A 14,032-nucleotide genomic window follows, 5' to 3' on the forward strand; every position below is an offset into this window, starting at 1 on the left:
CTCGACATCCCCCTGCCACTGCCGCCCCTGACCATCGGCATGGCCTGGCACCCCCGCCACGCCGCGGACGGAGCACACGGCTGGCTCCGCACCGCCGTCCGCCGCACCCTCCAAGCCCCCGCATAGGCTCCGGTCGGCTCATACCCGGTCGGCCTCGGCCAGCCGGCCGTCGGCCATGGAGTACACGCGGTCGGTGGAGGTGAGCTGGGCGAGGTCGTGGGTGACCATGACCGCGGCGAGCCGCCGCTCCCGGGTCAGCCCCTCCAGCAGCTTCACGATCTGCTCGCCGCGGCGGTGGTCGAGGGCGCTGGTGGGCTCGTCCACCAGCAGCACCTCGGGATCGTTCATCAGGGCGCGGGCGATGTTGACGCGCTGGCGCTCGCCGCCCGAGAGCTGGTGCGGCCGCTTGTGCTCCTGGCCCGCGAGGCCCGTCGCGGCCAGCAGCTCCCGGGCCCGGGCTGCGGCGCCCCGCGCGGAGCGTCCGGCCATGTGCGCCATCACCGTCAGCTGGTCGAGGGCCGTCAGCGAGCCCAGCAGGTTGGGCTGCTGGAAGACGATGCCCACGTGGTCGCGGCGCAGCCGGGTCCGCTCGGCGGGGCGCAGCCCGGCGACCTCGCGGCCCGCGACCGACACCGTCCCCGACGCGGGCCGGATGAGCGTCGCGGCGACGGCCAGCAGGCTCGACTTGCCGGACCCGGACGGGCCGACGACCGCGGTGAACTCGCCGGCACCGACGCTCAGGCCCACCTTGTCGAGCGCGGTCAGCGTCCGGTCCCCGTCGGGGTAGGTCAGGACGACGTCGTCGAGAACGAGGGTCATCGTGCGGCTCCGAGCGCGGTCAGCGGATCGACGGAGGTGATCTTGCGGACGGCGAGCGCGGCGCCCACCGCGCCGAGCGCGATCATCACCGCCATGGGGAGCACGGTGGTGGCGGCCGAGACGACGAACGGGACGCCGTCCCCGATCGCGAGGCCGGCCAGCGCGCCGATGGCGCCGCCGAGCCCGGCCCCGGCCAGCAGCACCAGGACGGCCTGGGCCAGCGCGTCGCGCAGCAGATAGCCGGTGCTCGCGCCGAGCGCCTTCAGCACCGCCACGTCTCCCCGGCGCTGGATCGTCCAGACCGTGAAGAACGCGCCGATGACCAGGGCCGAGATGGCGAACAGGAAGCCGCGCATGAGCTCCAGCGACCCGTTCTCGGCGGAGAACGACGGGATCGCGGACTTCGCGTCCCGCTGCGGGATCGTGGTCGTGCCGAGCCGCTGGTCGGCCGTGTCCAGGCCGGGATGCCCGGTCACGCGCAGCAGCAGGACGGTCGCGACCTGGCCGCCGCCCGATGGTTCGATGGCGCGCCAGTCGTCCAGCCCGATCCAGGCGACCGGCGTATGGCTGTAGGACGACGCGCCGCCCGCGCCCGCCACCGTGAACCGGTGCCCGGCGATCTGCACGCTGTCGCCGGTCTTCAGCCCGGTGCCCTCGGACAGTTCGGCCGACAGCACGATCTGGCCGGACGCCAAGGAGTGGCGGGCGTTCCCGGTCTCCTCCCCGCCGCCAGGGGCCGCCCCGAAGAGCGCGACGGGTGCGCCCTGCTCCCCGGACGCGCCGAAGGCGATCCGGTTCATCGAGATGCCGAACGGCTCGGCCGTCACCCCCGCGACGTCCTGCCAGCCCTTCAGCGTCTCCTGATCGATCCGGCTCTCGGCGAACGAGGTCTCCCCGTCGGCCGTGCCGAAGACGATGCGGTCGGCGGGCAGGTTCTCGATGGCCGAGGCGCTGTCGCGCGCCAGCCCCGCCGTCAGGCCCGACAGCATCGTCACCAGCAGCGTGATGAGCAGCACGACCGAACCCATGAGCGCGAACCGCCCCTTGGCGAACCGCAGGTCTCGTAGTGCCACGAACACCGTGCGCCCCCGTTTCCCGTACGTCTGAGTGGACGTTTCCCAGCGTGCGGGGCGGGCACGTCCCGGCGCATCGTGCGCCGGGACCGGGGAATCGCCTTCTTCCGGACGGCCGGACATCAATCTTTCGATCGATCCGGCCCACCCGGGCAGCGCCTACCGTGAGTGAGACATGCGGACCGATCTGTTCTCTCCAGCGATGCGGCTGCTCGGCTGGGCCGTGCACGGCACCTTCCTGGTGCTGCTCGCGATCGCCCTGGTGCGAACCCTGCACGACGAGCAGGCGTTGATCGCCGCAGGCGGCCTGGCTCTCGGAATCGGCTACGCCGGCGGGGTGGCCTGGGCCGGGCGTCATCGACGTCCCCGCCAGGGCCCCGCCCGGCTTTGGCTCGCGCTGCTCACCGCCGGGTGGGCGGGGCTGGCCCTGTCCTCTCCCGACTTCGTCTGGCTCGCCTTCCCGCTGTTCTTCCTTTACCTGCATCTGCTGCCCCTGCGCGCGGCGCTGCCCGGAGTGGTCCTGCTGACGGCCGCGGCGATCGGGGGCGTGGCCTGGCACGGCGGCGGGCTCACGGTGGCGGAGGTGCTCGGCCCGACCATCGGCGCGTCGGTCGCCACCCTGATGGCCCTCGCCTACCAGGCGCTCTACCGGGAGAGCGAGGAGCGCCGCCTGCTCATCGAGGACCTGGTCCGCACCCGCGAGAAACTGGTCGAGGTCGAATCCGAGGCGGCCCGGCTCACCGAGCGCGAGCGCCTGGCCCGCGAGATCCACGACACCCTCGCCCAGGGCATGTCCAGCATCATCCTGCTGCTGCGGGCCGCGCGCCGCGATCTCGGCGGCGACGCGGAGGCCGCGCTGGCTCGGGTGGCGGAGGCCGAACAGGCCGCCGCGGAGAACCTTGAGGAGGCCCGCAACTTCGTGCGGGCGCTGGCTCCGCCCGCGCTGCAGCAGTTCTCCCTCGCCGACGCGCTGCGCCGGACCACCGAGTCGGCGGCCGCCCGTTCCGCCGCCCGGATACGTTTCGAGATGTCGGGAACTCCCGCTGAGCTCCCGGTCGACTACGAGGTGGCGCTCCTGCGCATCGCCCAGGGGGCGCTCGGAAACGCCGCCGGGCACTCCGAGGCGGAGAACGTCGGAGTGACGCTGACCTATCTCGACGACATGGTGGTGCTGGACGTCTTCGACGACGGACGCGGCTTCGATCCCGCGGCGGCCGACCGTCCACCGGCGGGACCGGGGAACGGCGGCGGCACCGGCTACGGGCTTCGGGCGATGCGTGATCGAGCCCGCGCACTGGGCGGGACGCTGACGGTCGAGTCCGTGCCGCGGGAGGGGACGGCCGTGGTGGCGACCCTGCCGCTGCCCGGCGGCGAGGTGCGGCGATGAGCGAGCCGATCCGGATCCTGCTGGTGGACGACCACCCGGTCGTGCGCTCGGGCATCCGCGCCATGCTGGCCGGCCGGTCCGGCTTCGCGCTGGTGGGCGAGGTCGCGACCGGCGAGGAGGGCGTGGCGGAAGCACGGCGTCTGCAGCCCGACGTGGTGCTGATGGACCTGCGGCTCGGCGCAGGCGTCCACGGGAGCGAAGCGACCCGGCAGATCACCTCGGCGGGTGCCGGCGCGCCCCGGGTCCTGGTGCTCACCACGTTCGACACCGACGCCGACATCCTCGCCGCCATCGAGGCGGGCGCCACCGGCTACCTGCTCAAGGACGCGCCTCCCGAGAAGCTGTTCACCGCGATCCGGTCGGCCGCCGCCGGCGACAGCACGCTCGCGCCCAGCGTCGCGTCGCGGCTCCTCGGCCGGATGCGCTCCCCCGTCGCGACACTGACCGCACGCGAGCTGCAGGTGCTGGAACTGGTCGCCGAGGGGCTGTCGAACCGGCAGATCGGCAAGCGGCTGTTCCTCAGCGAAACCACGATCAAGACGCACCTGGTGCACATCTACGCCAAGCTCGACGTCGACTCCCGGACCGCCGCGGTCGCCGCGGCCACTCGCCGCGGCCTCATCCGCGCGTCCTGATCCGCGCGTCCTGATCCGCGCGGCGCCGGACGTACAGGCGGTCGCCGTCACGGCCTGTCCATTCCAGCCGGACGACTCCGGGCACGGCGGCGTCGGCGATGCGCGCCGGGTCCGCCCAGTAGCCGGCGTTCGGGTTGCGGAAGAACGTGGACCACGGCCGTCCGCTGCCATCGGTGAAGAAGTTGTTGTGGCCGGCGCCGACGCCCGCGGTCCACCGCTCCGAGTACGGGCCCTCGAAGGTGTCCGAGACGGCGGCGATCACGTCGTACTGGTACTGCGTGCGACCGGGACCGGGCGGATCGTAGGCGTGGCGCGTGCTGCCGTCGGAATTGGCCGACGTCCGGTCCCACGCGGCGTGCATGAGGTAGTACTTGCCCCCGAACTTGAAGACGTAGGCGCCCTCGAGGTACGGCTCGGGCGAGTAGGGCGTCTGCCGGAACTTCGGGAGGCCGGTCGTCGGGACGATGTCTTCCATGTCGTCGCGGAACTTCGCGTACAGGTCGTTGTGCAGCACGAGCCACGCGTCGTCGCCCTCCGCGTAGAGGCCGCCGTCGATGTGGTGGTAGGCGCCGGGCTCGACGAAGGCCGGCCCGCCGGTGACCGGGTCGCCGAACGGCTTGTCGCGGTTGCCCTCGGCGAGCCGGTACGGGCCTTCGATCCCGCCCTCGCTCACCAGCATGAACGAGCCGACCTTGCGGGAGTGGTCGCCCATGCACGCGACGATGTACCACGTGCCGCGGACGTAGTGCAGTTCCGGCGCCCAGACCTCGCCGCGCTTGCCGAACTGCTCGTCGTACCAGTACTCCTGCCACGGGGCGACGACCATGCGTCCGGCCCGGTTCTCACCGGCGAACTCGGGAGACCACACCTTCCCCCTCTCGGCGCCGGGCCGGACACCGGTCGTGTCGACCAGCCGCCACGGTCCCCGCAAGGACGGTGACACCCACACGAAGATGCCGTCGTTCCAAGGGGCGGCCCGGTCGAGCCCGGGCACGCGGGAGGTGCCGGTGGCGACGTAGAGCGGACGGCCGTCGACGACGAAGAAGTTGACGTAAGTGTCGCGCATCCAGACCAGGCCCCGCTCACGGTCGCGGGGGCGCAACTCGAGCGGGAGGATGAAGGAGTTGTCCCGACGCGGCCACAGGTCCTGCCGGGTGTCGGCGAGGCCGTAGGGCTCCAGGTCGGGCCAGTTCGGCGGGTACCGCCGCAGCGACGCGGCCTCCGCCGGGGACGCCTGCGCGACGGCGGCGGTGGCGGGCAGTGCCGCCCCCGCCAGGGAGCCGGCGACACCGATCAGCAACGAACGCCGGTCGAGGTGCGGGCCGTAATCGTAGCTGGTCATCACTCACTCCTCCTTCGTGGCGCAGGACGCCGGTGCCCTGCCTGGCACGAGACGCTATAGAGACTCATTCCGCCGGTGAACATGCGACGGAAAGGTCGTTGGACGCGTGGCGGGGCCGGGTACGACACTCGTTCGGAAACCCCCAGGATCTTTCTGTCGGAGTGTTGACGGAAAAATCCCCCACTGCCAGCGTTGCCGCATGGCGACGTCGGCTGGAGTGCACGCGCTGGTAAGGCGCACTCACGAAGAACGCGTCCTGCGCGTCCTGCGCGAGCACGGCGCCCTGAGCCGCGGGCAGATCGCCCTTGCCGTCGGGCTGTCCCGCACCACGCTCTCCGAGATCACCGGCAGCCTGCTGCAGCGCGGCGCCATCGTGGTGGTCGACACCGACGCGGCCAAGCGGGAGGGCAGCGGCCGGCCGGCCGAGCGGCTCGCCCTGGACCCCGCCTCCGGGCAGTTCATGGGTGTCGACTTCGGCCATCGCCGGGTGCGGCTGGCGGTCGCGGACGCCTCACACGAGATCATCGTCTCCGGGTCGGAGCGGTACGACGACGCCCCGTGGCCGGTCCGGCTCGACCTGGCGTTCCGGCTCATCGACCGCCTCGGCGCCGAGTCCGGCGTGCGCTACGGCGCACTGCAGGGCATCGGCATCGGGGTCCCCGGACCCTACAGCGCGACTCCGGGCGTCCTCGTGACGGCACTGGACGAACCGGCGCCGGCCGGCACCCCCGAGGCATCGGCGCAGGCCGCGTTCGCGGCGCGGTTCAGGGCGCCCGTCATCGTGGACAACAACACCCGCCTGGCCGCGCTCGCGGAGGTCGTCTTCGGCCACAGTTCCGTCCAGGACCTTCTCTACCTGCGGATCTCCGACGGCGTCGGCGGGGGGCTGGTCGTCGGCGGGCGCCTGGTCACCGGATCGTCAGGGCTGGCCGGCGAACTGGGGCACGTCACCGCCGACGCGGACGGGCTGGAATGCCGCTGCGGCAAGAAGGGCTGCGTCGAGACGCTGGCGTCGGTTCCCGCCATCCTGGGAGCCTGCCGGGAGCAGGGTCTCGCCATCGAGGACCTCGGCGGCCTGGCCGCCGCGGTCGAGCGTTCCGACCCGATCGCGGACCGGGTGCTGCGAGCGGCCGGGGCCGCCGTCGGCCGGGTCCTGAGCGCGGCGTCCCTGATCCTCGATCCCGCGGACATCGTCATCGGCGGAGAGATCACCCGAGTGGCGCCCGCTCTGCTCCGGCAGGCGGCCGCCACCATCGCGCGCGAGCAGTTTCCCCGCGCGCGGAAACCGGTCGTGCGCCGAGCCGAGCTCTCCGACGACGACGGCGCGCTCGGCGCCCTCGCCGCGCTGTTTCACAGCTCGCCGCTGCTGGCCGCCTATCCGGAGGCGCCCGAGACGACGTCCACCGGTTCCGCGTCGATCGAGCGTGCACGGAAGACAACGAACAGAGGAGTGGCTTATGGCCGTGCTCAGTGACCAGGGCGCCCAGGCGAGTCGCACCGGCCGGGGCGGCACGCGCGCATCGGCCGGCCGAGGTCGCTCGAGTACGGCGGCGGGCCCGCGCCGCCGAGGACTGTCCCTGCTGCTGAACGCCGTATCCGTCGGATTCGGCATCGCCCTGTGGTGGGGGCTGGCCGCGGCGGGCTTCACTCTCCCGACGCCGAGCGAGGTGGTGTCGAAGGCGGGCACGCTCCTTTCGGACGGCACGCTCCAGCAGGACATCGTCGCCAGCCTGGGCCGGGTACTCGCCGGTTTCGCCCTCGGGACCGCCCTCGCGATCCCGGTCGGCTTCCTCATGGGGTGGTACGGCGTCGTCCGCGGCCTCGTCGAACCCTGGATCCAGTTCTTCCGCACGATCCCGCCGCTGGCCATCATCCCGCTGGCCATCGTGCTGATGGGCATCGGCGAGACACCGAAGATCTTCGTCATCTTCCTGGCGGCGTTCCTCGTCTGCGTCATCTCGACGTTCCAGGGCGTGGTGGACGTCGACCGCACCTTGATCAACGCCGCCCGCGTCCTCGGTGCCGGGGACGCCGGGATCTTCCTACGGGTGGTGGTGCCGGCCTCGACCCCGTTCATCCTCGTGGGCATGCGGGTCGGGCTCGGCTCGGCCTGGGCGACGCTGGTCGCCGCCGAGCTCATCGCCGCCCAGAAGGGCCTCGGGTTCCGGATGCAGAACGCGCAGCTCTACTACGACCTGCCCACGATCTTCGTCGGACTCATCGCCATCGGGATCCTCGGCCTGCTCATGGACCGGGTGCTCCTGCTGGCCGAACGCAAGCTCACCGGATGGCAGGAGCGCCGATGACCACCCCGCCAAAGATCTCGGTCAAGGGCATCACCAAGACCTTCACGCTCGGCAAGGACTCCTTCACCGCGCTGGACGACGTCTCACTCGACATCGAGGACAACGAGTTCGTCACCGTCGTGGGCCCGTCCGGATGCGGCAAGAGCACGCTGCTCAACATCCTGGCCGGCCTTGAGGAGCCCACGGACGGGCAGTCGCTCGTGGACGGCTCGGCGGTCTCCGGCCCCGGCCCCGAGCGCGGCGTCATCTTCCAGCAGTACGCGCTCTTCCCCTGGCTGACGGTCCGCAAGAACATCGAGTTCGGGCTGAAGACGGCGCGCGTGTCCAAGGCGGAGCGCCGCGACCGGGCCCAGCACTTCATCGAGATGGTCGGACTGGAGCAGTTCGCCGACGCACTCCCCAAGATGCTGTCCGGCGGGATGCGGCAGCGTTGCGCGATCGCCCGCGCCTATGCCGTGAACCCCTCGATCCTCCTGATGGACGAGCCGTTCGGTGCGCTCGACGCCCTCACCAGGGTGAAGCTCCAGGAGCAGCTGCTCGACACCTGGAGCAAGGAGCAGCGCACCGTCCTGTTCATCACCCATGACGTCGACGAGGCGGTCTTCCTCGCCAATCGCGTCATCGTGATGGCCGCCGACCCCGGCCGCATCTACGACGTGGTCGACGTCGACCTTCCCTACCCGCGATCGGAGGAGTTCCGGCTCAGCACGGAGTTCGCGGCGCTGCGCAACCGCGTCTGGCACTCCGTGTACCACCAGGACGGCCGCACGGCCGCCGATTCGAAGCACCCCACGCCGTCGTCCGCAACGGCCTGACCCGAGGGACGGACATGTCACTGTCACGAACGTTCTCAGCCGCGACCGCCTTCGGCATGACCGCCGTGCTGGCGCTCTCCGCCTGCGGTACCGGCTCCGGCGGCGGAGGGGACGGGCAGGAGGTCGACTTCGGCTACATCGGGGACTACAACGGCACCAGCCTGCTCGCCATCGCCAAGGACCAGAAGATCTGGGAGAAGCACGGCCTCAAGGTCAACGCCAAGGTGTTCACCAACGGCCCGCTGCAGATCCAGGCGCTCGGCACGGGCGACCTCGACGTCGGGTACATCGGCCCCGGCGCGTTCTGGCTGCCGGCCTCGGGCCAGGCGAAGATCATCGCGATGAACACCCTCGGCAACGCCGACCGGGTCATCGCGCAGGGCGGCACCACCTCACTGGCACAGCTCAGAGGCAAGACCGTCGGGGTGCCCGAAGGGACCTCGGGCGACATGATCCTCACTCTCGCCCTGAAGCAGGCGGGCCTCACGAAGAAGGACATCAAGGTCGTCAACATGGACCCCTCGACCATCGTGTCGGCCTTCTCGTCCAAGCGGATCCAGGCCGCGGGGTTCTGGTACCCGGCCATCGCGACGATCAAGAAGCAGGTCCCCGACCTGACCGAGCTGGCCAAGAACTCCGACTTCGAGTCGCAGATGGCCTTCCCGACCGCGTTCGTCGCGGGCAACAAGTTCGTCTCCGGCGACAAGGACAAGGCCGCGAAGACCATCGCGGCGCTGCGCGAGGCGATGCAGTACCGCACCGCCCACATGGACAAGTCGATCGAGCTCACCGCGAAAATGCTCCATGCGCCGGCCGAGACGGTGAAGGCCGACGCCGCCAACGTCAAAGTGCTCTCCGTCGAGGAACTCGACACGATGACGAAGGACGGCACCATCGACAAGTGGCTCACCCGGATGGGCGGCTACTTCGTCGGCGCTGGCAAGCTCAAGTCGTCCCCCGACCCGAAGACCTACTACACGGGTGACCTGTTCACGGCGGGCGCCAAGTGACGAACCCGAGGAACATCCTCTTCTTCATGACCGACCAGCACCGGGCCGACACCCTCGGCGCGTACGGCAACCGGCTGGCGGCGACGCCCGTCCTCGACGAGCTGGCGAGGAGCGGCACCCGCTTCGACCGGTGGTACACGCCGACCGCGATCTGCACACCGGCGCGCGCCAGCCTGCTCACCGGGCAGGCGCCGTTCCGGCACAAGCTGCTCGCCAACCACGAGCGCAACGTCGGCTACATCGAGGACCTCGCCGACGGACAGTTCACGTTCTCGCAGGCGCTGCGGGAGAAGGGCTACAACTGCGGCCTGATCGGAAAGTGGCACGTCGGCACCGAGAAGACCGCCCGCGACTTCGGCTTCGACGGGCCGGACCTGCCAGGCTGGCACAATCCCGTGGACAATCCCGACTACCTGGCCTACCTCGCCGAACACGACCTGCCCCCGTACGAGATCTCCGGCCGGATCCGCGGCACGCTGCCCAACGGCGGCCCCGGCAACCTGCTCGCCGCCCGGCTGCACCAGCCCGTGGAGGCGACGTTCGAGCACTACCTCGCCACCCGGGCGATCGAGACGCTGGAGCGGTACGCCGCCGACGCGCGGAACCGGGACAAGCCGTTCTTCCTGGCCCTGCACTTCTTCGGACCCCACCTGCCGTACATCCTGCCGGACGAGTTCTTCGACCTCTTCGACCCGGCCGACATCGAGCTGCCGCGCTCGGTCGCGGAGACCTTCCAGGGAAAGCCTCCGGTACAGAAGAACTACAGCGCCCACTGGACGTTCGACACCATGCCGATCGAGACCACGCGCAAGCTGATCGCCGTCTACTGGGGATACGTCGCGCTCATCGACCGGCAGATCGGCCGGGTCATGGACGCCATGGAGCGGCTCGGGCTCGTCGACGACACCGCGGTCTTCTTCACCTGCGACCACGGCGAGTTCACCGGTGCGCACCGGCTGCACGACAAGGGGCCGGCGATGTACGAGGACATCTACCGCACGCCGGGACTGCTGCGCGTGCCGGGCCGCCCCGACGGCGTGATCCGCGACGAGTTCGTGAGCCTGCTCGACTGCACCGCGACGATCCTCGAACTCGCGGGCCTCGACCCCAAGACGGCCGTCGACTCGCGCAGTCTGCTGCCCCTGCTCGGCGGCGAGCGGGCCGAATGGGACGACGACATCGTGTGCGAGTTCCACGGCCACCACTTCCCCTATCCCCAGCGGATGCTCCGCACGGACCGGTACAAGCTGGTGGTGAACCCCGACTCGGTCAACGAGCTCTACGACCTGGAGACAGATCCGGACGAGCTCCTGAACCGCTACGAACAGCCTGAGATGCGGGACGTCCGCACGAGCATGATGCGCCGCCTCTACACCGTGCTGCGTGACCGAGGCGACAACTTCTACCACTGGATGACGTCCATGTACGACGTCGGCGAGGTGGCGTACGACCCCACGCTGAGCGGTCTGGACGAGGCCACCTACCAGAAGATCGACCAATGACCGGGGGCACGGCGGCCGCGGCCTCGGGGCCGTCCGGGCCCCGCATCGACGAGATCGGCGCGGTCGGCCGACCGCGCCCAGGGCCGCCGTGCTGCTCACCGGCCCTCCGCCACGACGGCCCGCAGCGGCCCCGGCCGATCGACCCGGGGCAGGCCCCCGCGGCCCCGCCCGCAGAGCAGTGCGCCGTTCCGGGCGGCCGGTTCCTCATGGGCGACCACCTCGGTGACGGCGACCCGGCCGACGGCGAGGGCCCGGTGCACGAGATCCGCGTCGACCCGTTCACCATCGACGCCACCGCGGTGACGAACAGCGCTTTCGCCGCGTTCGCCGATGCCACCGGCTACGTCACGGACGCGGAGGCGCACGGTTTCTCCGCCGTGTTCCACCTGGCCCTCGCGGCGCACCCCTCGGACGTGATGGGGCAGGCCGCCGGCGCGCCCTGGTGGCTCGGCGTGCGCGGCGCGTCCTGGCGCAGCCCGGGCGGACGGCGCAGCGACCTCGACGGCTTGGACGACCACCCTGTGGTGCACGTGAGCTGGGACGACGCGGTCGCCTACTGCACGTGGAGCGGGCGGCGGCTGCCCACCGAGGCCGAGTGGGAGTTCGCCTCCCGAGGCGGCCTCACCGGTGCTCGGTTCCCTTGGGGGGACGTGCTGCGGCCGGACGGCGTGTGGCGCACCAACATCTGGCAGGGCGACTTCCCGGTGCACAACAGCGCCGAGGACGGCTGGGCGACCACCGCGCCGGTGCGGTCCTTCGCACCCAATGGCTACGGGCTCTGGCAGACGGTCGGAAACGTCTGGGAGTGGTGCGCCGACTGGTTCGACCCGTCCTACTACCGAGTCTCGCCGAGCGACAACCCGCGGGGTCCCGGCCGGGGCGCGGCGAGGGTGCTCCGCGGCGGCTCCTATCTCTGCCATGACTCCTACTGCAACCGCTACCGCAATGCCGCCCGCTCCTCGAACACACCGGACTCGTCCATGGGGAACGCCGGATTCCGCACGGTTGCCACGACCCGTCACGAGGAAGCATGACGCCGCACAAGACCGCCACGACGCTCGCCGACGGACGGGAGCTGATCTACTTCGACCTCGGTGCCGGCGCACGGCGGGCGAGCACCGACACGCGGTCGCTGCCGCCGGTGAGCACGGCCGCGCAGATGCGGTGGGATCCGCTGCTCGAAGAGTGGGTCATGATGGCGTCGCACCGGCAGGACCGCACGTTCCTCCCTCCGGCCGGCGAGTGTCCCCTGTGCCCTTCGGCGAACGGGCGCCGGACGGAGATCGCCGCGGACGACTACGACGTCGTGGTCTTCGAGAACCGCTTTCCGAGCCTCTCGACCGGCGCGGTCCTGGACGGCGCCGGCGGCGACCACCCGCTGGTCGAGGTCCGCCCGGCCGCCGGGCGCTGCGAGGTGGTCTGCTTCTCCAGTGACCACTCCCGGAGGTTCGCCGACCTCACGCCGGGCCACGCACGGCTGGTCGTCGACGTGTGGGCGGACCGCACGGCGGCGCTGTCCGGCGTCAAGGGCGTCGAGCAGGTGTTCTGCTTCGAGAGCCGCGGAGAGGAGATCGGGGTGACCCTGTCCCACCCGCACGGCCAGATCTACGCCTACCCGTTCACGACGCCGCGGACGTCACGCATGTTCCAGGCGGCCGCGCAGCATCGGCGGCGTACCGGCGGAGACCTGCACACCGACGTGCTCCGCGCCGAGTGCCGGTCCGGCCTCCGTGTCGTCGCCGACAACGAGCACTGGGTGGCGTTCGTCCCGGCGGCGGCACGCTGGCCGCTGGAGGTCCACCTTTACCCGCGCCGCAGGGTGAAGTCCATCCCCGACCTCGACGACGCGGAGCGCGACGCACTGGTCTCGATCTACCTGGATCTGCTCGCGCGCCTCGACCGGATGTACGACGGGCCGCTGCCCTACATCTCGGCGTGGCACCAGGGGCCGGTCGACGACCCTGACGACCTCGGCTACCTGCACCTGCAGCTCTTCTCGATACGGCGTTCCGCGGACAAGCTGAAATTCCTCGCCGGCTCCGAGTCGGGAATGGGCGCCTTCGTCACCGACACCCTCCCCGAGCAGGTGGCCCGCCGCCTGCGCGAGGTTTGATCACCGTCCCCGAGCTCGACGCGGCGGTCGAGGCCGCGCTCGCCGCCGGTGCACTGGGAGCCAGGATGATCGGCGGCGGCTAGGCGGGTGCGGGGTGGGGGGCCGGGAGCGCGCTTCGGGCGGCGCCGAGCAGGCCGGCGGAGCGGCCGAGCGCGGACGGCACCACGGTCAGCCGCTGGACGTAGTCCAGCGTGAGGAAACCGGCCAGGTGCGTGCGCAGCGGCGCGAACAGCAGCTCGCCGGCCGCGGCCACGCCGCCCCCGATCACGATGCGGTCCAGGTCGCACAGCGCGGTCGCGGCGGCGATGCCGCGGGCCAGCGCCTGGGTGCCCCGGTCGAACGCGGCGAGGGCGACGGCCTCGCCCCGGGCGGCGTCGGCGGAGAGGGCGCGGGCGTCGGCGCCCGTCCAGCCCTGGCCGCGCGCCCACCGGACCATGGACGGGCCGCTGGCGTAGGCCTCGACGCATCCGGTCGCACCGCAGGTGCAGGGCGGGCCCGCGGGGTCGGCGACGACGTGGCCGATGTGGCCGGCGTTGCCGCTGGGGCCCGGGTAGGCCGCACCGCCGAGGACGAGGCCGCCGCCGACGCCCGTGGAGACGACGATCCCGAGCATCGACTCCACGCCGCGGCCCGCGCCGAGCCAGTGCTCGCCCAGCGCCGCCGCGATACCGTCCCCGACCAGGACGGAGGGGACGCCGGGCAGGATGGCGGCGACCAGGTCGAGCAGCCGGAAGTCCCGCCACGCCGGGATGTTCACCGGGCTCACGCGGCCGCGCCGCGGGTCGACCGGACCCGCGGAGGCCAGCCCGGCCGCGCGCGGGGACGCGCCCTCCGACACCGAGGTCAGCAGCCCGCTCATCGCCTCCTCGAGGAGGGCTTCGGTGGCCGGGGTGGCGACTTCGGCCTGCCGGTGCACCCGGCCGTCCGCGCCGACCAGGCCGGCGCTGATCTTGGTGCCGCCGATGTCGACCGCGAGCACGACGTCATGGTCCATGAACATTTCCTTGCTGAGGGCGAGGGGAGCGCGCTC

The 14,032-nt window shown here is 71.6% G+C and carries 14 protein-coding genes; 10 read left to right on the plus strand and 4 right to left on the minus strand.

Annotated elements, in window-relative coordinates:
- Positions 1-138: 138 nt before the first annotated feature.
- Together E1293_RS01490 and E1293_RS01495 are read right to left on the minus strand one after the other, a co-directional pair.
- Positions 139-819 (minus strand): ABC transporter ATP-binding protein, encoded by a 681-nt coding sequence (locus E1293_RS01490; RefSeq protein WP_132192950.1) that lies wholly within the window; start codon positions 817-819, stop codon positions 139-141.
- A complete protein-coding gene (locus E1293_RS01495; RefSeq protein ID WP_341770167.1) occupies positions 816-1,892 on the minus strand; it encodes an FtsX-like permease family protein in 1,077 nt (358 codons plus the stop codon). Before E1293_RS01495 ends, E1293_RS01490 begins: the two co-directional genes overlap by 4 nt.
- Positions 1,893-2,067: 175 nt before the next feature.
- Here E1293_RS01495 and E1293_RS01500 point away from each other — a divergent pair, with 175 nt between their 5' ends.
- Positions 2,068-3,279, plus strand: a complete 1,212-nt coding sequence (locus E1293_RS01500; protein ID WP_207938612.1) for a sensor histidine kinase — start codon at positions 2,068-2,070, stop codon at positions 3,277-3,279.
- Positions 3,276-3,914, plus strand: coding sequence for a response regulator (locus tag E1293_RS01505; RefSeq protein WP_132192954.1), 639 nt, complete (start codon positions 3,276-3,278; stop codon positions 3,912-3,914). The genes E1293_RS01500 and E1293_RS01505 overlap by 4 nt, the downstream gene beginning before the upstream one ends.
- On the opposite strand, the gene E1293_RS01510 is transcribed toward E1293_RS01505, so the two are convergent.
- Positions 3,898-5,256, minus strand: coding sequence for a family 43 glycosylhydrolase (locus tag E1293_RS01510; protein ID WP_132192956.1), 1,359 nt, complete (start codon positions 5,254-5,256; stop codon positions 3,898-3,900). The genes E1293_RS01505 and E1293_RS01510 overlap by 17 nt on opposite strands.
- A gap of 199 nt (positions 5,257-5,455) precedes the next feature.
- On the opposite strand from E1293_RS01510, the gene E1293_RS01515 reads away from it, so the two are divergent.
- Genes E1293_RS01515 through E1293_RS49195 form a run of 8 tightly spaced genes read left to right on the plus strand, consistent with a single transcriptional unit; the run spans position 5,456 to position 13,085 of the window.
- The gene (locus E1293_RS01515) at positions 5,456-6,730 is read left to right on the plus strand and encodes an ROK family transcriptional regulator (protein ID WP_132192958.1); all 1,275 of its coding nucleotides are present in this window, start codon (positions 5,456-5,458) and stop codon (positions 6,728-6,730) included.
- The gene (locus E1293_RS01520) at positions 6,714-7,562 is read left to right on the plus strand and encodes an ABC transporter permease (RefSeq protein WP_132192960.1); all 849 of its coding nucleotides are present in this window, start codon (positions 6,714-6,716) and stop codon (positions 7,560-7,562) included. Before E1293_RS01515 ends, E1293_RS01520 begins: the two co-directional genes overlap by 17 nt.
- Positions 7,559-8,377, plus strand: a complete 819-nt coding sequence (locus E1293_RS01525; RefSeq protein WP_132192962.1) for an ABC transporter ATP-binding protein — start codon at positions 7,559-7,561, stop codon at positions 8,375-8,377. The genes E1293_RS01520 and E1293_RS01525 overlap by 4 nt, the downstream gene beginning before the upstream one ends.
- 14 nt (positions 8,378-8,391) lie before the next feature.
- Complete coding sequence (locus E1293_RS01530) at positions 8,392-9,387, plus strand: aliphatic sulfonate ABC transporter substrate-binding protein (protein ID WP_132192964.1); 996 nt, start codon at positions 8,392-8,394, stop codon at positions 9,385-9,387.
- The gene (locus tag E1293_RS01535; protein WP_279472854.1) at positions 9,384-10,889 is read left to right on the plus strand and encodes a sulfatase family protein; all 1,506 of its coding nucleotides are present in this window, start codon (positions 9,384-9,386) and stop codon (positions 10,887-10,889) included. Before E1293_RS01530 ends, E1293_RS01535 begins: the two co-directional genes overlap by 4 nt.
- Positions 10,886-11,923 carry a formylglycine-generating enzyme family protein gene (locus tag E1293_RS01540; RefSeq protein WP_132192968.1) on the plus strand — a complete coding sequence of 346 codons (1,038 nt, stop codon included), beginning with the start codon at positions 10,886-10,888 and terminating at the stop codon, positions 11,921-11,923. Before E1293_RS01535 ends, E1293_RS01540 begins: the two co-directional genes overlap by 4 nt.
- The gene (galT, locus tag E1293_RS01545; RefSeq protein ID WP_132192970.1) at positions 11,920-13,002 is read left to right on the plus strand and encodes a galactose-1-phosphate uridylyltransferase; all 1,083 of its coding nucleotides are present in this window, start codon (positions 11,920-11,922) and stop codon (positions 13,000-13,002) included. The genes E1293_RS01540 and galT overlap by 4 nt, the downstream gene beginning before the upstream one ends.
- Positions 12,999-13,085, plus strand: coding sequence for a hypothetical protein (locus E1293_RS49195; RefSeq protein ID WP_243715957.1), 87 nt, complete (start codon positions 12,999-13,001; stop codon positions 13,083-13,085). The genes galT and E1293_RS49195 overlap by 4 nt, the downstream gene beginning before the upstream one ends.
- On the opposite strand, the gene E1293_RS01550 is transcribed toward E1293_RS49195, so the two are convergent.
- Entirely contained in the window at positions 13,082-13,996 is a 915-nt protein-coding gene (locus tag E1293_RS01550; protein ID WP_132192972.1) for an ROK family protein, read from the minus strand. The genes E1293_RS49195 and E1293_RS01550 overlap by 4 nt on opposite strands.
- Positions 13,997-14,032: the final 36 nt, after the last annotated feature.

This window comes from Actinomadura darangshiensis (genome assembly GCF_004349235.1).
Taxonomy (GTDB): Bacteria; Actinomycetota; Actinomycetes; order Streptosporangiales; family Streptosporangiaceae; genus Spirillospora; species Spirillospora darangshiensis.